27 protein-coding genes are annotated in these 26,666 nt (G+C 68.8%); 9 read left to right on the forward strand and 18 right to left on the reverse strand.

Annotated features, from left to right (window positions below; all coding sequences use genetic code 11):
• Positions 1 to 39: 39 nt before the first annotated feature.
• Positions 40 to 1,503 carry an NAD(P)H-hydrate dehydratase gene (locus OG921_RS12105; RefSeq protein ID WP_266112682.1) on the reverse strand — a complete coding sequence of 488 codons (1,464 nt, stop codon included), beginning with the start codon at positions 1,501 to 1,503 and terminating at the stop codon, positions 40 to 42.
• Between the two features lie 59 nt (positions 1,504 to 1,562).
• Between OG921_RS12105 and OG921_RS12110 the strand changes: the two genes are divergently transcribed.
• Positions 1,563 to 1,991, forward strand: a complete 429-nt coding sequence (locus tag OG921_RS12110) for a cupredoxin domain-containing protein (RefSeq protein WP_266112683.1) — start codon at positions 1,563 to 1,565, stop codon at positions 1,989 to 1,991.
• Between the two features lie 13 nt (positions 1,992 to 2,004).
• Here OG921_RS12110 and glmS read toward each other — a convergent pair whose 3' ends face one another.
• Complete coding sequence (gene glmS, locus OG921_RS12115; RefSeq protein ID WP_266112684.1) at positions 2,005 to 3,870, reverse strand: glutamine--fructose-6-phosphate transaminase (isomerizing); 1,866 nt, start codon at positions 3,868 to 3,870, stop codon at positions 2,005 to 2,007.
• 107 nt (positions 3,871 to 3,977) lie between these two features.
• On the opposite strand from glmS, the gene OG921_RS12120 reads away from it, so the two are divergent.
• Positions 3,978 to 4,835, forward strand: coding sequence for a dienelactone hydrolase family protein (locus OG921_RS12120; protein WP_266112685.1), 858 nt, complete (start codon positions 3,978 to 3,980; stop codon positions 4,833 to 4,835).
• 53 nt (positions 4,836 to 4,888) lie between these two features.
• Here OG921_RS12120 and OG921_RS12125 read toward each other — a convergent pair whose 3' ends face one another.
• From OG921_RS12125 to OG921_RS12135, 3 genes are read right to left on the reverse strand one after another with little or no spacing between them, the layout of a single operon-like run.
• Positions 4,889 to 5,134 carry a hypothetical protein gene (locus OG921_RS12125; RefSeq protein WP_266112686.1) on the reverse strand — a complete coding sequence of 82 codons (246 nt, stop codon included), beginning with the start codon at positions 5,132 to 5,134 and terminating at the stop codon, positions 4,889 to 4,891.
• Complete coding sequence (locus OG921_RS12130) at positions 5,131 to 6,249, reverse strand: hypothetical protein (protein WP_266112687.1); 1,119 nt, start codon at positions 6,247 to 6,249, stop codon at positions 5,131 to 5,133. Before OG921_RS12130 ends, OG921_RS12125 begins: the two co-directional genes overlap by 4 nt.
• Positions 6,246 to 6,548, reverse strand: a complete 303-nt coding sequence (locus OG921_RS12135) for a hypothetical protein (RefSeq protein WP_266112688.1) — start codon at positions 6,546 to 6,548, stop codon at positions 6,246 to 6,248. The genes OG921_RS12130 and OG921_RS12135 overlap by 4 nt, the downstream gene beginning before the upstream one ends.
• 113 nt (positions 6,549 to 6,661) lie before the next feature.
• On the opposite strand from OG921_RS12135, the gene OG921_RS12140 reads away from it, so the two are divergent.
• Positions 6,662 to 7,690, forward strand: a complete 1,029-nt coding sequence (locus OG921_RS12140) for an LLM class flavin-dependent oxidoreductase (protein WP_266112689.1) — start codon at positions 6,662 to 6,664, stop codon at positions 7,688 to 7,690.
• Here OG921_RS12140 and glmM read toward each other — a convergent pair whose 3' ends face one another.
• The 5 genes from glmM to ddaH form a co-directional block, all read right to left on the reverse strand.
• Positions 7,691 to 9,022 (reverse strand): phosphoglucosamine mutase, encoded by a 1,332-nt coding sequence (gene glmM / locus OG921_RS12145; protein ID WP_266112690.1) that lies wholly within the window; start codon positions 9,020 to 9,022, stop codon positions 7,691 to 7,693. It abuts the gene before it with no gap.
• A 79-nt stretch (positions 9,023 to 9,101) separates the two neighbouring features.
• Positions 9,102 to 9,614: a 30S ribosomal protein S9 gene (gene rpsI / locus OG921_RS12150; protein ID WP_266112692.1), complete on the reverse strand. Its 513-nt coding sequence runs from the start codon at positions 9,612 to 9,614 to the stop codon at positions 9,102 to 9,104.
• Positions 9,611 to 10,054 carry a 50S ribosomal protein L13 gene (gene rplM / locus OG921_RS12155; RefSeq protein WP_266112693.1) on the reverse strand — a complete coding sequence of 148 codons (444 nt, stop codon included), beginning with the start codon at positions 10,052 to 10,054 and terminating at the stop codon, positions 9,611 to 9,613. Before rplM ends, rpsI begins: the two co-directional genes overlap by 4 nt.
• 159 nt (positions 10,055 to 10,213) lie before the next feature.
• Entirely contained in the window at positions 10,214 to 10,375 is a 162-nt protein-coding gene (locus OG921_RS12160; RefSeq protein ID WP_266112694.1) for a hypothetical protein, read from the reverse strand.
• 121 nt (positions 10,376 to 10,496) lie between these two features.
• Complete coding sequence (gene ddaH, locus OG921_RS12165; RefSeq protein WP_266112695.1) at positions 10,497 to 11,393, reverse strand: dimethylargininase; 897 nt, start codon at positions 11,391 to 11,393, stop codon at positions 10,497 to 10,499.
• Between the two features lie 181 nt (positions 11,394 to 11,574).
• Between ddaH and OG921_RS12170 the strand changes: the two genes are divergently transcribed.
• Together OG921_RS12170 and OG921_RS12175 are read left to right on the forward strand one after the other, a co-directional pair.
• Positions 11,575 to 11,949, forward strand: coding sequence for an amino acid-binding protein (locus OG921_RS12170; RefSeq protein ID WP_266112696.1), 375 nt, complete (start codon positions 11,575 to 11,577; stop codon positions 11,947 to 11,949).
• 124 nt (positions 11,950 to 12,073) lie between these two features.
• Entirely contained in the window at positions 12,074 to 12,700 is a 627-nt protein-coding gene (locus OG921_RS12175) for a hypothetical protein (protein WP_266112810.1), read from the forward strand.
• A 12-nt stretch (positions 12,701 to 12,712) separates the two neighbouring features.
• Here OG921_RS12175 and OG921_RS12180 read toward each other — a convergent pair whose 3' ends face one another.
• A complete protein-coding gene (locus OG921_RS12180) occupies positions 12,713 to 13,135 on the reverse strand; it encodes a ChaB family protein (protein ID WP_266112811.1) in 423 nt (140 codons plus the stop codon).
• Positions 13,136 to 13,172: 37 nt separating this feature from the next.
• Positions 13,173 to 13,661, reverse strand: a complete 489-nt coding sequence (locus OG921_RS12185; protein ID WP_266112697.1) for a CinA family protein — start codon at positions 13,659 to 13,661, stop codon at positions 13,173 to 13,175.
• 112 nt (positions 13,662 to 13,773) lie between these two features.
• Here OG921_RS12185 and OG921_RS12190 point away from each other — a divergent pair, with 112 nt between their 5' ends.
• Entirely contained in the window at positions 13,774 to 14,775 is a 1,002-nt protein-coding gene (locus OG921_RS12190) for an iron-containing redox enzyme family protein (RefSeq protein WP_266112698.1), read from the forward strand.
• Here the strand turns inward: OG921_RS12190 and OG921_RS12195 are convergent, their stop codons facing one another.
• Positions 14,776 to 15,021 (reverse strand): CDGSH iron-sulfur domain-containing protein, encoded by a 246-nt coding sequence (locus OG921_RS12195; RefSeq protein WP_266112700.1) that lies wholly within the window; start codon positions 15,019 to 15,021, stop codon positions 14,776 to 14,778.
• Between the two features lie 163 nt (positions 15,022 to 15,184).
• Here OG921_RS12195 and OG921_RS12200 point away from each other — a divergent pair, with 163 nt between their 5' ends.
• On the forward strand, positions 15,185 to 15,748 hold the full coding sequence (locus OG921_RS12200; RefSeq protein WP_266112701.1) for a type 1 glutamine amidotransferase domain-containing protein: 564 nt from the start codon (positions 15,185 to 15,187) through the stop codon (positions 15,746 to 15,748).
• Positions 15,749 to 15,898: 150 nt separating this feature from the next.
• On the opposite strand, the gene OG921_RS12205 is transcribed toward OG921_RS12200, so the two are convergent.
• The 4 genes from OG921_RS12205 to OG921_RS12220 form a co-directional block, all read right to left on the reverse strand.
• Positions 15,899 to 16,180, reverse strand: a complete 282-nt coding sequence (locus tag OG921_RS12205) for a WXG100 family type VII secretion target (RefSeq protein WP_266112703.1) — start codon at positions 16,178 to 16,180, stop codon at positions 15,899 to 15,901.
• Positions 16,181 to 16,212: 32 nt separating this feature from the next.
• Positions 16,213 to 16,542, reverse strand: coding sequence for a WXG100 family type VII secretion target (locus OG921_RS12210; protein WP_266112704.1), 330 nt, complete (start codon positions 16,540 to 16,542; stop codon positions 16,213 to 16,215).
• Positions 16,543 to 16,685: 143 nt separating this feature from the next.
• Complete coding sequence (gene eccCa / locus OG921_RS12215) at positions 16,686 to 20,699, reverse strand: type VII secretion protein EccCa (RefSeq protein ID WP_266112705.1); 4,014 nt, start codon at positions 20,697 to 20,699, stop codon at positions 16,686 to 16,688.
• A 106-nt stretch (positions 20,700 to 20,805) separates the two neighbouring features.
• A complete protein-coding gene (locus OG921_RS12220) occupies positions 20,806 to 22,134 on the reverse strand; it encodes a type VII secretion-associated protein (RefSeq protein WP_266112706.1) in 1,329 nt (442 codons plus the stop codon).
• 160 nt (positions 22,135 to 22,294) lie between these two features.
• Between OG921_RS12220 and eccD the strand changes: the two genes are divergently transcribed.
• Together eccD and mycP are read left to right on the forward strand one after the other, a co-directional pair.
• Entirely contained in the window at positions 22,295 to 23,743 is a 1,449-nt protein-coding gene (gene eccD / locus OG921_RS12225) for a type VII secretion integral membrane protein EccD (RefSeq protein ID WP_266112708.1), read from the forward strand.
• Between the two features lie 50 nt (positions 23,744 to 23,793).
• Positions 23,794 to 25,140, forward strand: coding sequence for a type VII secretion-associated serine protease mycosin (gene mycP, locus OG921_RS12230; protein WP_266112812.1), 1,347 nt, complete (start codon positions 23,794 to 23,796; stop codon positions 25,138 to 25,140).
• A gap of 20 nt (positions 25,141 to 25,160) precedes the next feature.
• On the opposite strand, the gene eccB is transcribed toward mycP, so the two are convergent.
• The gene (eccB, locus tag OG921_RS12235) at positions 25,161 to 26,642 is read right to left on the reverse strand and encodes a type VII secretion protein EccB (protein WP_266112709.1); all 1,482 of its coding nucleotides are present in this window, start codon (positions 26,640 to 26,642) and stop codon (positions 25,161 to 25,163) included.
• Positions 26,643 to 26,666: the final 24 nt, after the last annotated feature.

A 26,666-nucleotide genomic window follows, 5' to 3' on the forward strand; every position in this document is an offset into this window, starting at 1 on the left:
TGCCACCGGACCGCGCGACGAACCGCCGCGGGCGGCAGCTCAGCGTGCCGCAGCCTGCTGCCGAAGCACCGCGATTGCCGCCCTGACCTGTGCGAGAAGAGTTCCGGCCGAGATCGGCGCGGTGCCGGACCCGGCGCTGGATGCGGCGAGGTTTGCGGCCAGCGCGTGCGCGCGCGCACCAGCCGCGGCCGCCGTACGCGAGTCGATTCCCGTGGACAGCAAGGCTCCGATGATCCCGGACAACACGTCCCCGGCGCCTGCGGTCGCGGCCCACGACCCGCCGGCCTCGCTGACCAGCGTCGGACCGTCGGGGCTCGCGATCAGCGTCGCACGGCCCTTGAGCAGCACCGTGACACCCCAATCGGCGGCGAATGTCCGCACGGCGCCAACCCGGTCCACGCCGGGCTCGGTGCCGGTCAACCGGGCGAACTCGCCGGCGTGCGGCGTCAGCACGGTCGGGGCACTGCGGTTGCGCACCAACTCGGGGTGCCGCGCGAGCACCGTCAACCCGTCGGCGTCGACGAGCACCGGCAGCTCGCTATCGAGAACGGCGCGCAGCGTATCGAGTGCGGCATCGTCGGTGCCCGAGCCGGGCCCGTAGATCCACGCCTGGACCCGGCCGGTGTCGGCGACGCTGCCGGTCGCGACCACCTCCGGGCTGTGCGCGAGCACCTGTTCGGCGCCGGATCCGGCGTAACGCACCATGCCCGAGGTGGCGGCGACCGCGGCACCGGTGCACAGCACCGCCGCGCCGGGATAGGCGGCGCTGCCCGCGCTGATGCCGACCACGCCCTGGCTGTACTTGTCGTCGATCGCGTCCGGAACCGGCCACAGGGCGCCGACCTCGGCCGGCTCCAGCGCCTGCAGGCTCGCCGGCGGGGGTGCGAGCCCGATCGGGACGAACTCGACCCGGCCGCAGTACGGCGCGGCCAGTGCGTGCACCGGCTTGAGCGCGCCGAATCCGACGGTCACCGCCGCGCGCACCGCGGGCCCGGACACCGCACCCGTGTCGGGGTCCACCCCGCTGGGCAGATCCGCCGCAACGATAGGGGCGTGCACACCGGCGACGATGCGCGCCGCGTCCGGACGCAGGGGCCCGGTGCCGGAGATTCCGACGATGCCGTCGATCACCAGGTCCGCTTCCGCCAATGCCGCGTCGAGATCCACCGATCCCAGGTCGGCAAGGGCTCGTCCGCCCGAATTGCGCAGTGCGGCAAGCCCTTCCGAGTGCGCACGTTCGGGCTTCAGCAGTAGCGCCGTCACCGCCACACCGCGGCGGCGCAATATCGAACCGGCCCACAGCGCGTCGCCGCCGTTGTCGCCCGACCCGACCAGCAGACAGACCCGCCGCCCAGCCACCCCACCGGTCCGGGCGCGCAACTCTGCCGCGCACACCCGCGCGAGACCGTAGGCGGCGCGGTACATCGGGACGCCCGCGGCGACCTGCTCGAACAACACCGCCTCGGCCGCACGCACCTCGTCCGCGGTGTAATAGTCGCGCATGGCGTACCTCCAGGTGGGCACATCGTGCTCGTGGACTGCTGCGAGACTACGCTCGCCTGATGCAAAAACGCTTTCGTCTCGTCATCACCGGAATCGCCGTGGTCACAGCACTTTCGGCGTGCAGTAGCGAGGAGTCCGCGACCAACGCGGAAGCCACCTCGACGACCTCCACCTCATCCGCGACCGCCGTCGACGGCTCGCCGGTGCCCACCTCGGCGGCAGCCGACGAGGTCGCCGAGACCGTCGAGGTGAAGGACATGGCATTCGAGCCGGCCACCGTGACGATCGACGCAGGCGAGGTCGTGAAGTGGGAGTTCAAGGACGGCGGCGTGCCGCATGCGGTGCAGGGGCTCGGCGACAGCGGGATGGAATTGAGTAGCCCGATCCTCAAATCCGGTAGCTACAGCCACGGGTTCGCCACGCCGGGAACCTACGACTACATCTGCCCGCTGCACCCCGAGATGCGCGCCACCGTCATCGTCCGCTGAGCTGCGCTACTCGCTACTCGACGGTCACCGACTTGGCGAGGTTGCGCGGCTTGTCCACGTCGTAGCCCCGCGCCTGGGCGATCTCGGCGGCAAAGATCTGCAGCGGCACCGTCGAGAGCAGCGGCTGCAACAGCGTGGGCGCCGACGGGATTTCGATCAGGTCGTCGGCAAACGGACGCACCGTGTCGTCGCCCTCCTCGGCGATGACGATCGTCCGCGCACCGCGCGCCTGGATCTCGCGGATATTGCTGAGCAGCTTCGAGTGCAGCACCGCGCGCCCCTTCGGCGACGGCATCACCACGATGACCGGCAGCCCGTCCTCGATCAGCGCGATCGGGCCGTGCTTGAGCTCACCCGCGGCGAAGCCCTCGGCGTGCATGTAGGCGAGTTCCTTCAGCTTGAGCGCACCCTCGAGCGCCACCGGGTAGCCGACGTGCCTACCCAGGAACAGCACGGTCGGCGAATCCGCCAGCTCCCGTGCGAGCGCCCGAACCGCGGGCGCCGTGTCGAGCACCTGCTGCACCAACTCGGGCATCGACTCGAGTTCGGCGTACTCGCGCGCCACCTCGTCCGGGTACTTCGTGCCGCGCGCCTGCGCCAGCGCGAGGCCGACGAGGTAGTTCGCGGCAACCTGCGCGAGGAACGCCTTGGTCGAGGCGACACCGATCTCCGGTCCCGCCCGGGTGTAGAGCACCGCGTCCGCCTCGCGCGGAATCTGGGCACCGTTGGTATTGCACACCGCGAGCACGCGGGCCTTCTGTGTCTTCGCGTGCCGCACCGCTTCGAGGGTGTCCGCGGTTTCGCCGGACTGAGAGATCGCCACCACCAGCGTGGACCGGTCCAAGACCGGGTCGCGGTAGCGGAATTCGCTGGCGAGCTCCACCTCCACCGGGAGCCGGGTCCAATGCTCGATCGCGTACTTGGCCAGCAGCCCGGAGTGGTAGGCCGAACCGCATGCCACCACGAAGACCTTGTCGACCTCGCGGAGCTCCTGATCGTTGAGCCGCTGCTCGTCCAGCACGATCCGGCCGTTGGCGAAGTGCCCGATCAGCGTGTCCCGCACCGCGGCGGGCTGCTCCTCGATCTCCTTGAGCATGAAATAGTCGTGGCCGCCCTTCTCGGCGGCGGCGAGATCCCAGTCGATCCGGAACGGCCGCGACGGGACCTCGGTGTTCCCGTCGAAGTCGGTGATCGCGTAGTCGCTGTCGGTGATCACGACCATCTGGTCCTGACCGAGTTCCACCGCGTCGCGGGTGTGCTCGATGAACGCGGCGACATCGGATGCGACGAACATCTCGCCCTCACCAACGCCGACGACCAGCGGAGTGGAGCGCCGCGCGGCGACGATCTTGCCCGGATGATCGCCGTGGGTGAAGACAAGAGTGAAGGCACCCTCCAGCCGGCGCAGCACGGCGGCGGCACTGGCGACGAAATCGCCGGCGGTCGGGCCGTCCGCGTACGCGCGGGCGACCAGGTGGACGGCCACCTCGGTGTCGGTATCGCTGTGGAACTCGACTCCGACATCTTCGAGCTCACGCCGCAGCGGCGCGAAGTTCTCGATGATGCCGTTGTGCACGACGGCCACTTTGCTGGTGGCGTCCCGGTGCGGGTGGGCGTTGCGGTCCGTCGGTGCGCCGTGGGTGGCCCACCGCGTGTGACCCATACCGGCCGTCCCGGGGAACGCGCCCTCGCCGAGGTCGGCCAGTTCGGCCTCCAGATTGTGCAGGCGACCTGCCTTACGTTCGACCGCCGTCGCGCCGACCCCGTCGAGAATCGCGATGCCTGCCGAGTCGTATCCCCGATAGTCCATTCGACGCAGCGCCTCGACGACCACGCCGAGGGCAGGCCGATGGCCGACGTAACCCACGATTCCGCACATGGCTCTCCAGGGTACTTGGGGGTGAATTTCGCGCGAATCGACATCCGTGGCGGGCGCGTGTCGCATCCGAAGTCGGATCGGCCAGGGGATCCGTTACGGTCGACACCGTGTCGGCATCCGTGAAGTCACTGCTCAACAAGCTGTCCAGTCGCGGCCCGCATCGGGTGTTGCGCGGCGACTTGGCGTTTGCCGGGCAGCCCGGCGTGGTGTTCACCCCGGAAGAGGGTCTCGGGCTGCCCGCCGTCGCGTTCGGGCACGGCTGGCTGACCGCGGTCGACAACTACCGCACGCTGCTCGAGCACCTCGCGTCCTGGGGCATCGTCGCCGCCGCGCCGAACACCGAGCGCGGACCGGTTCCCTCGCACCTGGGTCTGGCGGCCGACCTTTCCACGACGCTGGACATCTGCCGCGAGGTCCGCCTCGGCAACGGCAAGATCAGCGTTCACCCGGACAAGCTCGCGCTGGCCGGGCACGGCATGGGCGCCGGAGCCGCCGTGCTCGCGGCCACTCGGCGCAGCGATATCGCCGCGGTCGCGGCGCTGTTTCCCGCACCGACCGCACCTCCGGCCGAATTGGCGGCCGCGAAGGTGGACGCGCCGGGGCTGATCGTCGGCGGGGCGCTCGACCTGCGCGCGAGCGACTCGAATGCCACCGCGCTCGCCGCGGCATGGCGTGGACCGGCGGTGCTGCGCTCGGTACACAAGGCTCGGCACAACGGGATCGTGGAGGGCCGACGGGTGCTCGCCGCGCTCGGCGCGGGGAAGCACGAGACCGGCACGGCCCGCGTCACGCGCGCGCTGCTGACCGGATTCCTGCTGCACGTGCTCGACGACGACAACGCCTATTCGGCTTTCGTCGACGCCGATGAGCACTTCCCGAAGACCACGACGGTTGATCCGCATGCCCCCGTCGAACCGGAGAAGACGTCGCGGGTGAGCCAGGTGCGCGCGGTCATCGGACGCTGAGCGCAGCTCACATTGGTTGCTGAGCGCAGCTCACATCGGACGCTGAGCGCAGCTCAGCTGAGCCAGCTCTGTGGCGGTTCCGGCTCCGCCTCGGGCCGGTCGAGCTGCGGAGCCGGTGTCGTCGCGGTACCCGGCTGAGCCACCACCGGCGGTGCGCATGGCCCCTCGCGCGGCAGCCGGGACAACCACGCTGCCCTTGCCGCAGCCGCGCGCCCGATCGCATCGATCCGTTCGACGATTCGGTCGGTCACCATCCGATGATCGGCCGCGATTCGCTCGATCTCGAAGCGTGCGGTCACAACGGTCCGGCCTCGCCCAGTGCGACGTCGGGTTTTCGGTCGCGTGGGTCGTCGTCGGTGCCGGCGAGCTGTGGTTGACCACCGCGTCCCGGCTCCTGACCTCGCTCCGGTGGTTCCTGTGGTTCCGGTGACGAATCCAACTGCCCCACATCGGGTTCGGCCGGCGTCGCGTCGACCGCGATCGCGGGCTCGTTGCGCGACTGCGGCCCCTGCGCCGACGGGCCTGCCGTCCGGTCGGCCGACTCGGGTCGGTCACCGGTATCCCCGTGCGGCGTGCCGCCGGGGTCTGCTGCTCCGCCGGGCGGCATCCGAGTTTCGGGCGAGAACGTGTCGGGCGACGCCGCCTGCGGACTCGGGCGCTCCTCATCTCCCGGCGGATCCGGCGCTGTGGACGGGTCCTCGGACCGTTCGATCAGGCCGGCCCCGATCTCCACGGCCAATTCGCCCGCACCGGCGACGAGCCGGCCCACCCCGGACAACACGGCCGATGCCAGACCCGCGGCCTCCGCGTCCACCGACGTCAGCGCCTGGTTCAGCACGCGCACGGTCCCGCCGATCGCGTCGTCGGCGGCGCGGCAGATGTCGTCGAACACTTCGAGCGACTCGCGCACATGCGGCATGAATACCTGTTCGAGCCATGTGTTGGTGTGCTCGTCGCGCTCGCCGTCGGACTGGTCGATCATCCGGGCGACGTCGTCGGGCGAGTGACCATCGATGGTGGCGGGAAAGGCCCCAAGTGCCTCGGCGCGGTGGCGCAGCACGCTCCCGAGGGCGGTCTGCGCCGCGTCGATCGCGTCGACCACTACACGGACCGACGTCAGGGCACGATCCGCGTGATCGAGATTGCGCAACACCGCCTCCTGCGCACGTTCGGCCGTCGGGCCACGCCAGTAGTCGGGTAGCGCGTGCACCAGGCGGGCCTGTTCCTGCCACTGCGCGTCCGCCTCGGTGAGCACATGCCGCAACACCGCCGCGTCCTCACCGAGGACGGTCGGATCGGCCGCGGACTGCTCGTCTTGTCGCGCCAGGACCTCTGCAATGGTCCGGTCGGTCGGCGCCACCCGGGCCGCGAGCGGCAGGAACCCGGCGAAATATTCCAATTCCGGGCCGCTCACAGCGCGTCTCCCAGCGCCGCGGCGGCGGCCGCATCTCCCAGCGCCGCGGCGGTGGCATCGTCGACCTCGGTGACGCGATCGACGACGGCGTTCAGTTCGGCCGCGATCACAGCCGTCGACTCCGCCCAACCGGCCAGGGCACGCGCGATCGGGCCATACCCGGACAGGCCGTCAACAGCGCCGGGCGTGCGCTGTTCGACCATCCGCGCGCATGCGCCGAGCACCGCGGCCGACCGATCGTGCGCTGCCGCGAGCGCGCGCAACGCACCGGGATCGAGGTTCACCTCCCCGCTCGTCATCGCCCCCCTCCCGCAGTTCGAGACTCTCCTCTCCCAAGCTAGGACGCAGCGCGGCGAGGTCCGGTTCCGGGCTGGGCGGAACACCCGCGCCACGCCCGGTGTTGTCTTGTGTCGTGACTGTTCCACTTTCCGTTCTCGACCTCGCACCCGTCGGAACCGGTACCTCCATCGGCACCGCGTTGCGCAACTCGATCGCCCTCGCCGAACAGGTGGAAGCGCTCGGCTATCACCGTTTCTGGCTCGCCGAGCACCACTCGATGCCTGGTATCGCCAGTGCCGCCCCGGCGGTGATGATCGGCCAGGTCGCCGCGGCCACCGAACGGATCCGAGTCGGCTCGGGCGGGGTCATGCTGCCCAACCACGCACCGCTGGTCGTCGCCGAACAGTTCGGCACCCTGGATGCGCTGTTCCCCGGCCGGATCGACCTGGGCATCGGTCGTGCGCCCGGCACAGACCAAGTCACCGCGCACGCACTGCGCCGCGGGAACGTCGGCGCGGATGATTTCCCGCAGGAACTCGCGCAGCTGCGCGCCTTCGTCGCGGACGATTTCCCCGCCGACCATCCGTACGCGGCGATCACCGCGGTCCCCGGCCTCGGCGCGGGCTTCGCGATGTGGCTGCTCGGGTCGAGTACCTATAGCGCGCAGGTCGCGGGGCTGCTCGGTTTGCCATTCGCCTTCGCCCGGCACTTCTCGCCCGCCCAGACCATGCCTGCGCTGCAGGCGTATCGCGCCACGTTCAAACCCTCGACTGTGCTCGACGAGCCGTACGCGATGGTGACCGTCTCGGTGGTCGCTGCCGACGACGACGAGCACGCCCGGTATCTCGCTGCCCCGCAGAAGCTGGCGATGGCGCGGCTGCGCGCGGGCAACCCCGGCCGATATCCGACGCCCGAGGAAGCGGCGGCGAATCCGTTGACTCCGGAACAGGAACGGCTACTCGGCGGTATGTCGGCCGGCGCGATCGTCGGTTCACCCGACACGGTGCGCCGGGAATTGGCGGAACTGCAGGCCGAGACGGCAGCGGACGAAATCATGGTCTCGACCGTCACCCACGCCCTGGCGGACCGGCTGCGCTCCTACCGCATCGTCGCCGAAGTGGCACCGGAAGCGCTTGCCAACCAAGCAAGTTCGCGAGTCTGATTAGACGGCGGCGACACGCGCGGCGAGCCGATCGGCGAGTTGCTGCGCGAGCTCGATCTCGGCGGCCTCCACCATCACGCGGACGAGTTGCTCGGTTCCGCTGGGGCGCAATAGCACCCGGCCGGTGTCACCGAGTCGCCGCTCCGCTTCGGCAACCGCGTCGGCCACCGTCTGGGCGGCAGCGACCGCCGCCTTGTCCGAGACCGGAACGTTGACCAGCACCTGCGGCAACGTCTGCATGACGGCGGCGAGATCGGCCAACGGCCTACCCGTGTTCGCCATCCGCCGCATCAGCTGCAACGCGGTGAGAATGCCGTCCCCGGTGGTCCCGGCCGAAGGAAACACCACGTGCCCGGATTGTTCACCCCCGAGACTGTAACCGCCACTGCGCAATTCATCGAGCACGTAGCGGTCACCGACCGCAGTGGTCCGCACTTCGATTTCGGCCGCACGCATCGCTATGTGCAGCCCCAGATTGCTCATCACGGTCGCGACGAGGGTTCGCTGGACGAGTTCGCCGTCCTCGGCCATCGCGAGCGCCAGAATCGCCATGATCGCGTCACCGTCGACGACCGCGCCCGAGGCATCGACCGCGAGGCAGCGGTCCGCGTCGCCGTCGTGCGCGATACCGATATCGGCGTCGTTGTCGACGACCGCCTTCTGCACCTGCTCGAGGTGGGTCGAACCGCACCGATCGTTGATGTTGAGCCCGTCCGGCTCGGCGTTGATCGCGATCACGTCCGCCCCGGCGGCTCGATAGGCGGCGGGGCCGACGACCGACGCGGCGCCGTGCGCACAGTCCACGACCAGGGTGATTCCCGTCAGGTCGGGCACCCCGGTGCGCGCGAGGTGATCGAGGTAGTGCCGTGGCGCCTCGTCGTCGCTGCGGACCCGGCCGATGGCGGCACCCGTCGGTCCCTGCACGGTCGCGTCGGCCATCGCGGCCTCGATGCGGTCCTCGATGGCATCGTCGAGTTTGTGTCCGCCCGCGGCGAAGATCTTGATGCCGTTGTCCGGCATGGGATTGTGCGACGCGGAGATCATCACGCCGAGGCAGGCGCCGTAGCGCGCGGTCAGGTAGGCGACGGCGGGCGTGGGTAGCACGCCGACGGTGACGACGTCGACGCCTGCGGAGGTCAGTCCGGCGACGACGGCGGCCTCGAGCATCTCACCGCTTGCCCTGGGGTCGCGGCCGACGACCGCGATCGAATGTTCGATGTCGTGCCGGGACAGTACCCGGGCGGCGGCGGCCCCGATGCGCATCGCCAGCTCCGGCGTGAGCGACGCGTTCGCCAGCCCGCGGACTCCATCCGTACCGAACAACCGACCCATGAACGACCTCCCGGGGCAGAAACGACGAGCAGGCGCCCGAATGAGTATCGGACGCCTGCTCGCGGGAATTACTTTCGCGTCAGCGCTTGCTGTACTGCGGCGCCTTACGGGCCTTCTTCAGGCCGTACTTCTTGCGCTCCGTGGCACGCGGGTCACGGGTGAGGAACCCGGCACGCTTGAGCGCGGGACGATCCTCGGCAGTCACCTCGATGAGCGCGCGCGCGATCGCCAGGCGCAGCGCGCCGGCCTGACCGGACGGGCCGCCGCCGTGCAGGCGGGCGTGCACATCGAAGATCTCGGTGCGCTCGACGGTCACCAGCGGGGCCTTGACCAGCTGCTGGTGCACCTTGTTCGGGAAGTAGTCCTCGAGGGTGCGGCCGTTCAGCGTGAACTGACCGGTGCCCGGCATCAGGCGGATGCGGACGACCGCCTCCTTGCGACGGCCGACGGTCTGCACCGGGCGGTCGATGAGGACGGGGTGGGGCGCGGCGATGGTCTCCTCGGGCGCGGCTTCGGCCACGTACTCCTCGGTGACGACTTCGACAGCGGCCTCTTCGGCGGGCTCGGTCACATTTTCCTCCGGCGCGGTCACTGGGCCACCTGCTTGATCTCGAACGGCACCGGCTGTTGCGCGGTGTGGGGATGGGTCGGGCCCGCGTAGACCTTCAGCTTGCCGCTGATCGCGCGACCGAGCTTATTCTTCGGGATCATGCCGACGACGGCCTTCTCCACGAGACGGTCGGGACGGGTCTCGAGCACCTGGCCGACAGAGCGCGACTTGAGCCCACCCGGGTAGCCGGAGTGTTGGTGCAGGAACTTGTTGTCCCGCTTGTTGCCGCTGATGGCAACCTTCTCCGCGTTGATGATGATGACGTAATCGCCACCGTCGACGTTCGGTGCGTAGGTCGGCTTGGTCTTGCCACGCAGCAGATTCGCTGCCTGGACGGCGAGACGGCCGAGGACTACGTCAGTGGCATCGATGACGTACCACTGACGGGTGACGTCTCCAGCCTTCGGGCTGTACGTAGGCACAGTGCTTCCCTGTCTGTTGTCGGTGTTGCCAGCCAAGCGAGCGATCGAGGTGATCCCGGCGGCCGGGTTAGACCCGGGCCTCGTGTTACGACGGACACGAAAGAATGCCCGGCGTACCGCACGCCAACCGGCAACGATACCGGTCGCGGCGTTGCGCGGTCAAAACGAGCGGGCGGTCGAGCTCCCGGCGCGCTGCGTACCCAGTGCTGCGGCGAGCTGCTCGACGCCCCAGTCCAGCTCGGCACCCTCGATCACCAGCGGCGGAGCGATTCGGTTCGTGCCCTCGTGCGCATCCTTGGCCGGTACGCCGCGGGCGAGCAAACCGCACGCAGATCACGCGCGAGCACGTAGATGTCCGGCACGACGCCTGCGTGGTCGCAGTTGTGCGCGCTATGGGCTTCGGCGGCTGCCAGTGCCGTGGCCATCGCATCGCGGACCGCAGTCATCGCAATTCCACCCCGGCGGAGCCGCGCGAACCGCCTGCGGCAGAGCCGCGCAATTCCATTGTGGCGCATTTGATTCCACCACCAGACTTGCGAAACTCGGCGAAATCCACTGGTACCGGCTGGAATCCGATGTCCCGTAGTTGATCGGCGAGGCCCGTCGCCTGCGCGGCCAGCACCACGTGGTAGCCGTCGCTGACGAGATTCAGCCCGAGCCACGCCGTGTCGGCCTCGTCGGCAATGACCGCGTTCGGAAATCTCTCGCGCAACAGCGTCAGGCTGTCCGGGGCGAACGCCTTCGGCAGGTACGCGATAGTGGCGTCGTCGAGTACACCGAGCGCCGTGTTGAGGTGGTAGTAGGTCGGATCGATCAAATTCAGGGTGAGCACTTCCCTACCCAGCCGTGCGCCGACCTCGGCATGCGCGCGCGGGTCCGACCGAAAACCGGTGCCGGCGAGGATCGTCGAACCGACGACGAGGAAATCGCCCTCCCCTTCGTTGACGAACTCGGGTGCCGCGGCCTCCGGATGCCCGTTGGCCCGCAACCAATTCAGCACATGACCGGCCTCGGCAGCGCGGTGCGGCGAACGGTACCGCGCGCCCACAGCGACGCCGTCGACGACGAGGCCGCTATCGGTGACAAAAACCATATCGGGCAGGCCCGCGACGGGTTCGACGATCGACACGTCATGGCCGAGCGATCGGTAGGTGCGCACCAGGTCCAGCCACTGATGCATGGCCAGTTCCGTGTCGACCCGCACAGCGGGGTCCATCCAGTCGTTGATCGCGTAGACCACGTCGAAGTAGGTCGGTGGGCACATCAGGTAGGCGCGCTTCGTGGCGCGGCGTAGGGCAGAACGCGGCGACGGCGACGGCTCCGGGGCGGTCAGGGTCATGGTCGGCCCCTCTCGTACAGCGGTGCATCCAGTATGGAAACTCCGAGTGGGATCGAGCAATCACACCAGCTGCGTGTCCGCGTCGCATCCTGGACGAATTCGCACCGGCCCGCGCCAAAGCCCCACCTCGACGCGGTCGGTAGGCGCAGGATTGCAGGTAGTGCACCCGAAGGGGGTGGCGATGGCAATCGATCTGACCGTCGAACTCGACGACCGACCCGGCGAACTGGCCCGCCTCGGCGACATGCTCGGTAAGTCCGGGGTGAACATCGCCGGTTTCTGCGCCGTCACCCGCGGCGGCGGCATCGCCGAGGTCCACCTTCTGGTCGACGACGCGGGCCCCGCCTTCGCAGCGCTGCAGGACGCCGGGATCCAGATCACCGAGGAGCAGGAAGTCATCGTCCATGACGTGGACGACCGTCCCGGCGCGCTCGGCGACGTCGCCCACCGTCTCGGCGACGCGGGGGTGAGCATCACCACCGCCTACCTCGCGACCAACACCCGCCTGGTGCTTGCCGCCGACAATCTCGGCGAGGCCCGCGACGCGCTGTTCTGACTCGCGCTCGTTCGGCTCGCGCACGTTCGACTCGATTGCCGGCGCACCTTGCGAACCCACCGGTAGCGGAGCATCGTCGAGAGCGACTGGTGGCGCCACCGGGGCGCCGCCCCGACCGGAGGGAATTCCCGTGTTCGCACGTTCCACCACAGTCGTCGCGCATCCGGATTCCATCGACGCCGGTATCCGGCACGTTCAGAACGAAGTCATGCCCATGCTGGCGGACCTGCCGGGCTGCGTCGGCTTGTCCATGCTTGTCGACCGGCAGTCCCGTCGCTGCATCGTCACCAGTTCGTGGCAGTCCGAGTCGGACATGCGTGCCACCGAGGCGCAGCTCCATGCGGTCCGCACGCGTGCCGCCGAGGCGCTCGGCGGGCGTCCACAGGTTGACGAATGGGAGATCGCCGCGTTGCATCGCAACCATCGGTCGCAGCACGGCGCGTGTGTGCGGAGCACCTGGTTCCGCGTCGACCCGCCGAAGCTCGATCGGGCGGTGGACGTATTCAAACTGGCGTCGTTGCCCGAACTCGAAGCGCTGGAAGGCTTTTGCAGCGCCAGCCTGATGATCGACCGGGAATCCGGCATCGCGGTGTCCTCGGTGACCTACGACAGCTTCTCGGCAATGGAGCGCACGCGCAGCGCCGCAGGCACGATCCGGGAGGCCGGTACCGCGGAAGCTGGTGCGGACGTGCTCGAGGTGTGCGAGTTCGACCTGACCCTCGCCCACCTGCACGTGCCCGAACTGGTTTGAGATCGACTACGGCTACCTGTTCTTCGCGGTCACCCGGCGGTTCTCCTTCTTGATCGCCGAGACCAACTCGGCCTTCCTCATGGTCGAACGCCCGGAGATGTCGAGCTTCTTGGCGACCTCCATGAGGTGCTTCTTGCTCGCGTTCGCGTTCACACCCTCGGCGGTCTTGCCCTTCGCATTGGGCCCGCCGCTGCGGGCGCGCTCGTCGGAAGGCCCCTTCTTGGGCTTGCGCTCCCAGTGATCGCCGACCTTCTCGTACTTCCGCTTGAGCGTCGCGTAGGCGACCCGGTGCGCGCGTTCGCCCTCGCCGTACTCGTCGGCCGCGGCGTCGTGCGCCTTCGCGAAGGTCCGCTGCGCCTTCGGTTTGGATTTCTTCAGCGTGCTCGGCAGTTCGCTCTTGCGTACCTTGCCGCTTTTCTTCGCCATCTTCGGCATGTCGGTCCTTTCGTTCCGTGTCACTTCTCGTTCCGTGTCACTTCCGCGCCGGTGTCGACGCTTGGACATAGTCGAGCAACAATTCGAGCGCCGCATCAATCGTTCGATCCACGATTTCCTCCGGCTCGCCGTCGAAGTTGGCCAGGATCGCTTCGTTACCTTCCGGTCCGGTGACCGCGAGCCACACGGTGCCGGGTTTTGCGTCCTCCTGGCTCTGCGGCCCGGCCTCCCCGGTCACGGCGACCGAATAGTCGGCACCGAGCAACCTGGCGGCGTTGGCGGCGAGGTACTGCGCACACGCTTTGCTCACCACCGGGCAGTCCGGGATCGACAGCAGCGAGCGCTTGACTTCCTCCGCATACGCGACGATCCCGCCGCGATACCACGTGCCGGCCTCGGGTGCGGCCGCCAACGTCGCCGAGATCCGGCCACCGGTCAAGGATTCGGCGACTCCCACGGTTCGACCGGACTCGACCATGAACCGCGCAACGGTGTGCGCACGTTCGGTGCGCTGCTGATCACTCACGAAGGCGCGGTACCCGCCTGCGACCCCGCAGAAACGGATCTGCGGCGTCGTCGCGGCACAACCGCCTGGGCAGGGCACGTTTCGACCGCAGGCATCGGGGTATCACCGAGCCATGTCGCCGATCGCCACTCCGTCTTTGCCCCGCTCGCGCGGCCCGTTGTCGCATGCGCTGATCTCGACAATCGCCGGTGAGGCGCCGCATGCCCAGACTTTCCCCGTGCCGCACCCGGTCATTGCCGATCCGCTCGGCGCGGACGCGCAGCTGGCCCTGTATATCTGCTACGAGCTGCACTACCACGGGTTTTCCGGCGTCGATGATGGCTGGGAATGGGACCCGGGGCTGCTCGCCTTCCGGCACGAGCTCGAGGATCAGTTCCTCGCCACGCTGCGCGGGCAGACCTCCGGCGCCAACGACGCCACGGCGGCGCTGGACCGACTCGCGGTGGAACCGCAGCAGGGGTCCGGGCTGTCGGATTACCTGTCCGAGCGCGGGACCTGGGTGCAGATGCGTGAGTTCTTCGCGCACCGCTCGCTCTACCACCTCAAGGAAGGCGACCCGCATGCCTGGGTGATCCCGCGCCTTTCCGGTGCAGCGAAGGCAGCGCTGGTCGCGGTGGAGTTCGACGAATACGGCGGCGGACGGGTCGAGCGCATGCACTCGACGCTGTTCGCCAACCTGCTGCGCGAGGCCGGCATGAGCTCGCGCTACCTCGCCTACCTCGATTGCGTCCCGCCGGAATCGCTCGCGACGGTGAACTTCATGTCGCTGTGCGGACTGCACCGCAACCTGCGCGCCGCGCTGGTGGGACTGTTCGCCGCCACCGAAATCACCACTGCGCCCAGCGCTCGTCGCATCGTCGCCGGACTGACCCGGCTCGGCGCTCCACGGGCGTGCCGGCACTTCTACACCGAGCACATCGAGGCCGACGCCGTGCACGAGCAGATTCTTCGACATGACATCGTGGCGCAGATGATCCAAGACGACCCGAAATGCGAGGGCGACATCGTCTTTGGGATCGAGGCATCCGAGCTTCTCGAGCAGCGCCTGGCACGGTTCGTGCTCGACAAGTGGAATCGCGAACTCAGTTCGCTGATGCCCGTCGCGGGCGGCTGATCAAGCGCCCGCCTGCGGCTGCCCGGAACCGTCGGCCGACCGACACTTGCGCCGATGGCTGGTGTCGCAGAGCGGATAGGTTCGGCTGCGCCGGCAGACGCACAGCGCGACGACGAAGCGGTCCGAGGACACCACCGACCCGTCGGGGAGCTCGATGTCGACCGGACCGTCGATCAGCACGGGGCCAGCCTTGACGGGTCGCACCCGCCGCCCGGTCGGTTCGGCACTATCTCGGTTGGGGGCCATGGAACCCCAAGTACCCGCCGGACCAGCACTGAAACCCGGCCCCGATTCCTTCGTCAGCGGTCGGACGGGCCCGGGGTTTGTCGCGTCCGCGTGCGGGCACCCATTCATCGTGACTTCCGCGTAGCCAGAGCAGCGAAACCACACGGAAAAGGAGTTCGATCACATGAGTCGTCACCAGTCCCTGCAGGACCACACCGTCGCCATCCTCGCGACCGATGGGGTGGAGCAGGTGGAACTCACCGCGCCACGATCGGCAGTCGAAGCTGCCGGCGCGCGAACCGTGTTGGTGTCCTTGGAATCCGGCGAGATTCAAGCGATGAACAAAGACACGGAGAAAGCAGACAGCTTTCCGGTCGACCGGACGGTAACCGAGGTCTCGATCGAGGACTTCGACGCGCTGATTCTGCCCGGCGGCACCACCAATCCGGACAAGCTTCGTCAGAACGCCGACGCGGTCCGGTTCGTGCGGGAGTTCGTGCATGCGCGCAAACCGGTCGGCGTGATCTGCCATGGACCGTGGACGCTCGTCGAAGCCGACGTCGTGCGCGGGCGCACGTTGACCGCGTATCCCAGTGTGCGCACCGATATTCGCAATGCGGGCGGCACCGTCGTCGATGAGGAGGTCGTGGTCGACGGCCCGCTGGTATCCAGCCGGAACCCGCACGACCTCCCTGCGTTCTGCGCGAAGATCGTCGAAGTGTTCGCGAAGGCACCAGTGCGCAGCTGAGCAAGCGCCTTCGGACATGGAAGTGCCCCGGCGGCTCTCCCTTCCGCCGGGGCACGTCTGGGGCGAGCTGGACGCGAGGTCCGCGCGTCGCCACAGGTCTCCTACGCGCCTCTCGGCGCGTGCAAGATCGTAGTTCAGGTCAGGCGGTCATCAGACCCAGGACGCCGCGTTCTTGTCCTCGGTACCCTGCATGTCCACGGTGCCGTCCTCGACGACCTTCGCGATCGTGTTCAGCACCTGGATCAGGTCGTTGTGGGCGCCGTCCCATTGCTGCTGAACCTGAAGGTAGGAATCACGCGCCTTGCCGTCCTCCCACGCGCTGGCGAGACGAGAGACGTAACCCTTCAGCTCGTCGTGAGTCTCGTTCAGCTTGCCGGCGTTGGAGTGGATGTCACTGGCCAGGGCCAGCATCTCCGGGAAGTTGTACTTCATGAATCGCTCCTTGGGTGTGGGTCGCCGGGCGACTAGAGGATGGTCGGGATGTCCAGCTGGCCCGAGGCACCGGCCGAGTGGATAGCGTCCTGGTTCGCCTGCTCGGTGCTGTCGTAGCCCTTGCCGTTCGCGCGAATCTGCTGCGAGATCGTGTCGAGCGACTGATGCAGGCGCTTCGACGCATCGTCGTAGCGGGTCATCAGACTCTGGAACTGGACACTCGCGCCGCCCTCCCAGAAGTTGCCCGCAGCGCCTTCGCACCGCGACTTCAGGCTACGGATGAGCCCGTCGAGCTGGCCGTTCACGGTCTCGACATGGTTGGCCGCGGCTTCCATCGCGGCGACATCGGTAGTGACTCCCACCCTTGACTCCTATCATTCCGGTGCCGGCGCCCAGCAGGACGTCGCCGATTTCCATCCCTACATCTGATTGGACGCGGCACACCACCCGATCGGTTCCCCCGATTGCAAGGAAGTTTTCCGGGCCGACTCACAGCGGTGCCGACTCACAGCGGTGGCATCCATGCGAACTGAACCAGCTCACTGCCGTTGCGGTTGACATAGGTGCCGCGTCCGGGCGGCATGGCGCTCGCCCGCACATTGCCCACCAGCGCACCCTCGTCGCGGCTGCCGCTCATCACGACGCCCGGCGTCACCAGGTCTCGTAGCCTGGCGATCACCGGTTCGTACAGCGCGCGCGCCGCACCACCCGATCGCCTGGCGATGATCAGGTGGAACCCGAGATCCTTCGCGTGCGGCAGGTACTCGGCGAGTGGGGCGAGCGGATTGCCGGAGGACGTCGCCACCAAGTCGTAGTCGTCCACCACGAGGAAGACGTCCGGTCCCGCCCACCAGGAGCGTTCGCGGAGCTTTCGCTGATCGACGTCGGGACCGGGCATGCGCTCGCGCAGGATGTCGACCAACCCGCCGATCACCGGGGTGAGCTGGTCCGCGGAAGCGACGTACTTGACCACGTGCGGGGTTTCGATCGCCCCGAGCATCGTGCGGCGGTAGTCGGCGATGATCAGCCGCGCCTGCATGTCCGTGTTCGAGGACACGATGCCTTCGCAAATGCCGCGCAGCAGCGTCGACTTGCCGCATTCGGTGTCGCCGAAGATCAGCAGGTGCGGCTGCTCGTCGAAGTTCAGATAGATCGGCGAGAGCTCGGACTCGTTGAGGCCGACCGGGATCTGCATGCACTTGCGGGTCCGGTCCACCCAGGACGGCCATGCCCGGGCCGTCGCGACCATATCGTCGCGGGTGAGGCGGTCCGGCAGCATGCGCACCTGTGGCGCCTTGACCCCGCGGTCGCGCGCGGCGATCGTGGCGACGGCCGACACGACACCCGCGGTCAGGTTCGCGGGGTTGCCGTCGCCGTCGAGTCGCGGCAGCGCGGTCAACAGGTGCAGGCCCTCCTTGGTCATACCGCGGCCCGGCCGTCCCTCGGGGACCAGCATGGCGAACTTGCGGCCGAGATCGGAGTCCGAGGGATCACCGAGGCGCAGCTCGATGCGGCTGCCGAGCTGATCCTTCATGGCCGGGCGCACCTCGCCCCAGCGGGCCGCAGCGATGACGACGTGCACGCCATAGGACAGGCCTTGGACGGCGAGGTTGATGATGGTCTGCTCGAGCGCCTCGAAATCCTGCCGGATACTGCCGTAGCCGTCGATGACGAGGAACGCGTCGCCGAACGGATCGTCCGCGAGCCCCGTCTGGTCGCCGGCCTCGTCACCCTCGGCGCGGAGCCGGCGGAAGTCCGCCATGGACTCGATGCCGAGCCGGCGGAACGTCTCCTCGCGCCGCCGCACGATCGTGGTCATCTCGGCGACCGTGCGACGCACCCGGTCCGAATCGAGGCGGCCGGCAACCGAGCCGACATGCGGCAGCCCGGCCAGGCCGGCCAGCGTGCCGCCACCGAAATCGAGGCAGTAGAACTGCACCTGACGCGGCGAATGCGTTGCCGCCATCGACATGATCAGGCTGCGCAGCGCAGTGGACTTGCCGGACTGCGGACCACCGACGATCGCGACATTGCCCTTGGCGCCGGACAGGTCGACGAACATCGGATCCCGACGTTGGTCGTACGGGCGGTCGATCAATCCGATCGGCGTGCGCAGGGTCGCCATGCCGGTCCGGAATTCGGTGAGCACCGAGCCGGGGACCAACTGGTCGATGCTCGGCGCGACGTCGAGCGGGTCGAGCCAGATCTTGTGCGCCGGACGGCCGTGGCCGCGCACCCGGTCGACGACCACCTGCAGGGTGGACGAACGTGTGTTCTCGGGCTCGGGCTCCGGACTGTCGGTCGGCTCGGGCGCAGGCAGCAGGAGCCGGTCCATCGCCACTGCGTGTGCGGGGAATTCCCGTGGCCGCGCGTCGACCTCCGTCTCGCCGATGCGGGAGACGCTGCGCGCGCCCCGGACCCCCACGTACGGCGCGGAGACGTAGGCGGCTTGGAAACGCTGGATCTGCGAGGCGTCGGACTTCAGGTAACCGGCGCCGGGGCTGGCCGGCAGGTGGTACGCATCCGGCACACCGAGCACGGCGCGAGACTCGTTGGCGGAGAACGTCTTCAAACCGATCCGGTACGACAGGTGGCTGTCCAGCCCGCGTAGCTTGCCCTCGTCGAGTCGCTGGCTGGCCAGCAGCAGGTGCATCTGCAACGAACGGCCGAGGCGGCCGATCGCGACGAACAACTCCGCGAACTCGGGCTGCTGGGCGAGTAGCTCGGAAAACTCGTCGATGACCACGAACAGCGCAGGCAGCGGATCGAGTTCGGCACCCGCGGCGCGCGCCTTCTCGTAATCACCGACGTTGGCGAAGTTGCCGGCGGCACGCAGCAATTCCTGGCGGCGATTCATCTCACCGGCGAGCGCGTCGCGCATCCGGTCGACGAGCGCGGCCTCTTCCTCGAGGTTGGTGATCACCGCGGAGACGTGCGGTGCGGTGTCGAGGCCCAGGAAGGTCGCGCCGCCCTTGAAGTCGACGAGCACGAAATTCAACTGGTCCGGCGAGTGAGTCGCCAACATGCCGAGCACCAGTGTCCGCAGGAATTCGGATTTACCGGAACCGGTTGCGCCGATGCACAACCCGTGCGGGCCCATCCCGTTCTCGGCGGCCTCCTTGATGTCCAGCTCGACCGGAACACCATCGGGTCCAAGGCCGATCGGCACGCGCAACCGCTCCCGGCCGTGCCGTGGACGCCAGGCATGTTCCGGGTTGAACGAGCCGACATCGCCGATCCCGATCAGATTGGTCCAGTTGGTGAGATCGTCGCCGGCGTCGGTCACCCGATCCTCGATGTGTGCGGCGGCGACGCGGAACGGCGCAAGCCGGCGGGCCAGCTGCTGTGCCTCCTGCACGCCGATCCGATCGGCCTGCGCGATCTTCTCCAGCCCTGCCGCACTGCGGGCGAACAGCTCACCATTCTCGATCACCAACGGGAGTCCACGCGCGGTGAGCCGCGGTGCGTATCCGCACAGATCGAACATGGTCACCGAATCGACGCCGCCGGCACTGACCAGATCGCCCTCGCCGTCGGTGTCGAGAATGCCGCCGTCGACGACGACGACGAGCTGCGCCACACCGGCCTGCGCAGGTGCGGTGCGGGCGAACTTGTTGCGGGTCAACAACAGGCTGCGCAACGCGGAATCCAGCTCGAGGATCGAGCCGTAGAACATGCGCTGCGAGCCGACGCCGTCCTGGGAGTCGGGGTGCTGCGCATGCGGCAGCCACTTGACCCACTCCCACTGATCGGCGGTATCCGGCCCGCACACCACGGCAACCTGCAGCTGATCGGGGCCGTGGAACATGCACATCTGGGCGAGCATCGAGCGGACCAACGCCCGCGCGTCCGTTCGGTCGCCGTCGAAGCCGATCGCGGCGAAACCGCGCAGCGAGACGGCAAGCGGCATCTCGACAACCGAGTGCGCGCGCACGAAGCGGCGCAGCGCAACGGCGGCAACGGGTTCGAGTTCCTCGACCGGTCCGGTCTCCGGCGCAATCAGCCTGGTGGCGAGACCTTGCGGGCCCACGCCGATCCGCACGTGGCAGTAATCGGGGTCGCCGACGCGGCGCTCCCACATCCGTCGGGTGCCGACCAGCGTCCAGATCGGCCCCGGTGCGGGATGACTCCAGCTCAGCGCGGCGTGCTGGCGTTCCCGCGTGTCGTGCACGTCGTCGCGCAACTGGTCCAGATAACGCAGGTAGTCCTTGCGGTCCTCGTTCGCCTCGGCCGGCCGCGGCGCACCGCTGCGCCCCTGGCCGGCGAACATGCCGACCATCGAAAACACCATCATCGCCGGGAACATCAGGCTCATCGGATTCGCGCCGAAACCACCGGAGGTGAACAGCATCGCCATCATGCCGACCATCGCGACAACCATGACGACCGGCAACAGCTTGGAGAGCAGGTTTCCCGGTACGACCCGGGGGATCTCGGGCGGCGGCTGCAGCGTCACTTCCCCGCCCGGCGTACGCGGCATTTCACGACGCGCCTTGCGCTGAAATCGCACAGTGCTCATGCGAGAACTCCCCCTGATAGACCTGCCCCGGGACGACAATCTACCTTGCTGCTCCGACAGAGCTTGAATTCGTCTCGTCCTCGGCTACCGCGCGCGTGCGCCAGGATCAGCCGTCCGGAGTGATGACCAGGCTGCGCACCACCTTCTCGCAGACCGGCTCGATCACCTGCCAACCGTCGATCGGGTTCTGACAACCGATGCTGACCTGCAGTTCCTGCTCGACCACGACGTGCCAGCGGACCTCGGATGCCGCACTCGGCGTCTCCCGGTAGGACACCCCGGGACGCCCCGCGAACACAACGTCGCGCTGCAGATCGCCGAACGGTCCGTCGGTTCCGCGTTCGGCGATCTTGTCCGCAAGTGCGGACGCGACCTCGTCGTAGCCGAGGCCCGGGTCGATCGCATTCTGGATGACGATGATCCGTTCAGGCGTGCCGTCGGCGGGCACCAACTCCAGCCTGCCGGGCCGCTGCGGATCCACAGGGCGGGCCGTCCAGCCCGGCGGCGCGACGAACTCCACCCGGCCGTTCTCGAACGCCACGTCGCCGGCGGGTGGCGGAACCGGGCTCGACACAACCGAATTCGCCGACGCTGTCGCTTGCTCGTCGCCGAGCGATTCGACACCGAGCCACCACCAGAGCCCGCCCCCGGCGGCCGCTCCGAGCAGTACCGCGCCAAGCACCAGAGGCCGCATCCGGCTTCGCTGGATCTCCCCTTCCGGATGATCGGCTGCCGGCGGACAAATCTCGCGCGGCGACAACACCCGCGCGCGACCCGCGCGGGGACCCGAACGCGCCAGCGCGGCGAGCAACGGTTCGAGGGCGGCCGGGTTCTCGTCCGCGACGACGACCACCTCGTCCACCGCGCGGCCCGTGGCCACCCGCTCCGCCATGGCGACGATGGTGGCGAGCGGTTCGACGGGTGTCGGCTCGGCCGGGTCACGCACCCGCAGATCGTCGGCGCCGACGGTCGGTTCGCGCTCACAGGCGACGACTTCGGCCCCGTCCAGTGCGGGGTTGACATAACTCACCGTGGTGGCGAGCCGCTCGAGTTCGACGACAACGAGTCGGACCCCGCGCGCCACGCCGCCGGTCTCGTCGACCGCGACCGCCGCGGCGACCCCTGCGGGCATCATCGCCACCACCGCCCCTCGCCCGCCGAGCAGGTCGGCAAGTCGGTCGCGACGAGGTCCGGCCCAATGCGAAGGGAAGCAGGCGACGATCCGTGCCGCCGACAGCCGGTCGACCAGATCGCCGATGGCAGTGGCGCCGGAATCGGCAGTTGCCGACCCCTCGCCTTCGGCGTCGGTCGCCTGTGGGCCGCCTTCGGCGTCGGTCGCCCGTGGGCCGCCTTCGGCGTCGGTCAGGACGCCGTCGCGCCACACCCGCGCCCACACCGCGTCGGTGCCGACGCACAGCGAAGCGACCACGGTCATGGCCTGGACCCCCTGAATCAACTAATCCCCGCGGCCAATCTACCTCGTCCTACCTGCTGGTCAGCCGCGATGCGGGGCGTGCCGTACAGTGGCGGGGAATTTTCGCTGCCGGACGCGGGTCAGGGGCCCCGGGTCACCAATCAATGCTGGGGGGAAAGCAGTGACGCACGCGAGTTTGTCGACGCAGGACCATACATCGCACGCCGCGGTCAGGGCGCCGGAGCTGTGTCGGCTGACCATCGTCGCGCAGCGCACGCAGGTCGATCTGGCGCTGCCCGCGGAAGTTCCGGTCGCGCTGCTGATTCCCGGCATCGTCGATCTGATCGCCGCCCACGGACGCAGCAACGAGTTCGACGACGTCGTCGAACAGAGCGAACCGTCCGAGTGGGTACTCGCGCGGGTCGGCCAGTCCCCGCTGTCGGCGACGCTGAGCCTGAACGAGCACGGTGTGCGCGACGGTGAGTTGCTCATGCTCGAAAGCGCGCAGCACGGCGCGCCCCAGCCGCTCTTCGACGACATCATGTACAGCGTCGCCGCCGCCGGTGCCGACAGCTACCGCCGCTGGACCCCGGGTTCCGCGCGCCTGATGGGTTCCATTGCGGCAGTGATCGCGACGGTGGCCGGCTGCTTCGCGCTGATGTGGGACGCGCAGGCGGCCGACGACGTCATCGGCGCGGTTGTCGCCGTGGTGCTGACGGTGCTGTTCGTGACCGCGGGCTCGGTGGTCGGGCGGGTGTATCACGACGCCGAGAGCGCGCTGGTGCTCTGCGGTTGCGCTCTACCGACGGCCGCTACCGCGGGCTTCCTCCTGGTACCCGGCCAGGTTTCGTGGGCGCACGCGCTGATGGGGACGGCGCTGACCGGTGCCACCGCCGTCGTCGCACTACGCATGAGCACGGCCGGGCTGCGCGTGTTCACGGCGACGACAACCATGGCGGCGCTGCTCATTCCTGCCGAACTCGTCGGCACCCTGACCAGCCAGTCGGTGCAGGCCATTGCCGCGGTACTCGCCGGCGTCGCGCTCGCGACAATCGCTCTCGCACCACGGATCTCGATGATGCTGGCCAAGCTGCCGCTGCCGGGTGTGCCCTCACCGGGCGCCGAACCGGGCGACGACGACGCAGCCGCGGCGCTGTCGTTCACCGCACTGCGCGAACGGGCCGCGAACGCACGACGATTCATGTCCGGGATCATCATCGGCGCGACGATCCTCACCGCCTGTGCCGCCATCGTGACGGCGGAAACCGGTGGCGGCCGGGTCGATTGGCCCGCAACGGCGCTCGCCGCAACCTGCGCTGCCGTGTTGATGTTCCGAGGCCGCACCTACGCAGGCGCCGAGCAGGCGTTCACGTTGATCGCGGGCGGCTTCGCAATCCTGGTTGGGCTGCTGATCGGCGCCGGCGTCACCGCGGAGGCTCCGTTGGCGGTGTTCGGTGCCGCGATGGGGGTGGCGCTGTTTGCGCTGCTGCTCGGCATCGTGGCACCGAACGAGACGTTCTCGCCGCCGCTGCGCCGCGCCGCCGAGATTGCCGAATATGCTTGTGCCGCAGCCGTTATTCCGTTGGTCTGTTGGGTCGCCGAACTCTACGCCCTCGTCCGCGGGCTGTGAGTACCGCCCGCACGACGGCCCGGCTGGCCACCGCCTCGACCGTCGTCCTGATGTGCTCGGCGCTCGGTTCGGTGAGCGCGTTCGCCGGCGGTCCCCCGGTGGTGGATCCGAGCCGGTTGCCGGCCAACGTCAGCCCCGCCCCGCCGGACAAGACCGAACAGAAGACCGCCTGCTGGGAGACGGTGCGAACGGGCTCGGACAGCTCGGCCGGGAAGCGTGACCTCGACGTCTCGTCGGCGTGGGCGTTCGGCAAGGGCGCCGGTCAGACCGTCGCCGTCATCGACACCGGGGTTGCCCGCCATCCGCGGCTGCCCGGCCTCGTCGGCGCAGGCGACTACGTGAGCACCACCGATGGCACCGATGACTGCGATGCACACGGCACGATCGTCGCGGGCATCATCGCGGCCGGTCCAGCCGAGGGCGATGGTTTCTCCGGAGTTGCGCCGCAGGCGCGGATCGTCAGCATCCGCCAGTCGAGCAGCCATTGGCAGGTGGCCGGGCGATCGAAGCAGCAACAACCGGAGGATGTTGCCGACGGCTACGGCAACACCAGCACCATGGCCGCCGCGATCCGGCGTGCCGCCGATCTTGGTGCGACCGTTATCAATATCTCCGAGGTCGCCTGTTCGACATCCGCCATGAACGACGCGTCGCTCGGCGCCGCGGTCCAGTATGCCGCGCTGCAAAGGAATGTCGTCGTCGTCGCGGCGGCCGGCAATAACGACCGATGCCAGGCGGGCAATCCCGGCCCGGATCCGTTGCACCCGGACGCCGACCCGTGGGCGAAAGTCACCACGATCGTCTCGCCCGCCTGGTACGACGACTATGTCCTCACCGTCGGGTCGGTGAATGCCGACGGCGCCCCATCCGAGTTCACCGTCCCCGGTCCGTGGGTGGACGTGGCCGCGCCCGGTGAGCAGATCGTCTCCCTCGACCCGCGCAGTCCCGGGTTGACCAACGCCAAGGTCGACGACAAGGGTGCGACGGAATCGTTCTCCGGTACCAGCTTTGCCGCGCCGTTCGTCGCGGGCACGGCCGCGCTCGTGCGCGCCCGGTTCCCGCAACTGTCCGCCCGCGAAGTCATCGAGCGCATCGAGGCCACCGCGCATGCACCGGCCGAGGGCTGGAACTCGAGGGTCGGATTCGGCGTGGTCGATCCATACGCGGCGGTCACCGCCGATGTCGCGGGTGCGCCGGTGTCCAAGCAGCCCACACGTGCCGCCGCGATCGCAATACCCATCCCGGCCGCGCCTCCCGCGCCCGACCGTCGCGGACGCAACACCGCGCTGATCGGCACGGCGGTGGTCGGTGTCCTGTTGGTCATCGGCATGCTCGCATCGTTCCCGATGCGTCGCCGCGTTCGTGCGCAGAGCACCGGGACCCGGCGCTCCGGTTAACCTGCCGCGCCGAGTCCCGCCTACGAGCCGGACGACGGCAATGCTGCGGGCGCGGCGTCCGGCCGCACACCGTCGTGCGCCACCAGCGCCTCATCCCGGCCGAGAGTCGGCCCGGGCGAGAGCAATCCGACGATCGGCCACGGCGCCGGTTCGGGCTGCCCGGTCAGGCCGAGCAGCTCGGCAGCCTTGGCATCGGCCACGCCGTAGCGCACGCCGGTGTCCGACACATAAAACAGTGCGTCCTTGCGTGCACTGGTCGGTGCGATGCCCGTCGTCTGCAGGAACGCACCCGACCCCGGAGCGAAGTACGCCTTGTCGGCCTTCGTGCCGGAGCCGTCGGCCTGCGCGAGCGCCACCATCCTGGCGTTGTCCGCCATCGGCAGGCCGCGCCCGGCCAGCACGCTGATCTGGGCGTGCACGACACCGCCGGCGGAATCCGCACCGTCGGCCTCGCCGGCGATCGGCGACCAGGACAGGCAGCCGACCGGCTTGTCGGCGGGGTTCACCACCGTAGGCGCGGTCTGCGGGAAGTTGGCAACGTCGAGTTGCGTCACGACCGGCGCCCGGCTCAGCACGTCCGGCGCGATCTTGGTGATCTCGGTGGTGCCCTGCGAATCCGCGGAGCGGATGATGTCGCCGGTAGCGGCGCTGATCTGCTGCAACCCGTCCCGCAGCACCACGTAGTACTGGGTGGACTCGCCGCGTGGGATCTGTACGACCGCGCCGATCCGCAGACCCGAAATCGGGTACGACGGTGGCGATCCCGCGCCTTCGATCTTCGGTGGCGCAATCGCGGGGACCTCGGGTATCGCATTCAGTAGGCCGGCGCTCGCGGGCCGTGGGTCGACCGAGCCCAACGCGAGCGCTGCAGTGACGGCGCGGTCGTCGAGGTTGATCTTGGCGCGTTTGCCGTCGTAAACGAGATAGGTGTCAGGCCCCGACTCCAGCAGCAGCGCTTCCCCGGTGGACAGCGGCGCTGCGCGCTCGCCCGAGGAATCGAGGGAACCGATCAGCACCGAATTGCTTGCGCTCGACCCGCCTGCCGTGTCGCAGACGGTCCAGGTCCGGCCTGCGCCCTTCGAGTCGAACGGCAATGCCGAAGGCGCACCCGGAATTCCGACCAGCGGCCCGCGCGGTCGCCCGGTGATGGCGGAGTCCTTGACGATGGCGGGTTTCGACGCGTCACCGACCGCGAGTCGCGCGGAGGCGAGGTTCATCACCGGGTGGACGGTGTCGCCGAGCACGACGAACATCGCGCCGGAATCCTTACCAACCACGATCTTGTTGTCACCGATCCGATCCTGCGGGCGCAGCAGAGCGAGCACACCGCATGCCGCGAGACCGAGGCAGGCCAGAACCACGCCGACCGTCAGCGCGCGCGACTGCGAACGCATCGGATCGTGCAGCATTCGGACGTCGCGCCGGACGAGCGCATGCTCCATCCGCCGCACCAAAAATCGGTAGCCACTGACTTGCCATCGAGTCGTAGGCTGTGCTGGCATTGTTCCTCCCCCGGTCAGCACGCA

Origin of the sequence: Aldersonia sp. NBC_00410 (assembly GCF_026342035.1) — a bacterium.
Lineage (GTDB): Bacteria > Actinomycetota > Actinomycetes > Mycobacteriales > Mycobacteriaceae > Aldersonia.

Coding starts and splice junctions, on each gene's coding strand:
- OG921_RS12105 (WP_266112682.1), bottom strand. CDS start 1,503: ATGCGCGACTATTACACCGCGGACGAGGTGCGTGCGGCCGAGGCGGTG.
- OG921_RS12170 (WP_266112696.1), top strand. CDS start 11,575: ATGGCAATCGATCTGACCGTCGAACTCGACGACCGACCCGGCGAACTG.
- OG921_RS12110 (WP_266112683.1), top strand. CDS start 1,563: ATGCAAAAACGCTTTCGTCTCGTCATCACCGGAATCGCCGTGGTCACA.
- OG921_RS12135 (WP_266112688.1), bottom strand. CDS start 6,548: ATGACGAGCGGGGAGGTGAACCTCGATCCCGGTGCGTTGCGCGCGCTC.
- OG921_RS12205 (WP_266112703.1), bottom strand. CDS start 16,180: ATGAAGTACAACTTCCCGGAGATGCTGGCCCTGGCCAGTGACATCCAC.
- eccCa (WP_266112705.1), bottom strand. CDS start 20,699: ATGAGCACTGTGCGATTTCAGCGCAAGGCGCGTCGTGAAATGCCGCGT.
- OG921_RS12220 (WP_266112706.1), bottom strand. CDS start 22,134: ATGACCGTGGTCGCTTCGCTGTGCGTCGGCACCGACGCGGTGTGGGCG.
- glmS (WP_266112684.1), bottom strand. CDS start 3,870: ATGTGCGGAATCGTGGGTTACGTCGGCCATCGGCCTGCCCTCGGCGTG.
- ddaH (WP_266112695.1), bottom strand. CDS start 11,393: ATGACCCTGACCGCCCCGGAGCCGTCGCCGTCGCCGCGTTCTGCCCTA.
- eccB (WP_266112709.1), bottom strand. CDS start 26,642: ATGCCAGCACAGCCTACGACTCGATGGCAAGTCAGTGGCTACCGATTT.
- OG921_RS12190 (WP_266112698.1), top strand. CDS start 13,774: ATGTCGCCGATCGCCACTCCGTCTTTGCCCCGCTCGCGCGGCCCGTTG.
- mycP (WP_266112812.1), top strand. CDS start 23,794: ATGTGCTCGGCGCTCGGTTCGGTGAGCGCGTTCGCCGGCGGTCCCCCG.
- glmM (WP_266112690.1), bottom strand. CDS start 9,022: ATGGGTCGGTTGTTCGGTACGGATGGAGTCCGCGGGCTGGCGAACGCG.
- OG921_RS12180 (WP_266112811.1), bottom strand. CDS start 13,135: ATGCCGAAGATGGCGAAGAAAAGCGGCAAGGTACGCAAGAGCGAACTG.
- OG921_RS12200 (WP_266112701.1), top strand. CDS start 15,185: ATGAGTCGTCACCAGTCCCTGCAGGACCACACCGTCGCCATCCTCGCG.
- OG921_RS12195 (WP_266112700.1), bottom strand. CDS start 15,021: ATGGCCCCCAACCGAGATAGTGCCGAACCGACCGGGCGGCGGGTGCGA.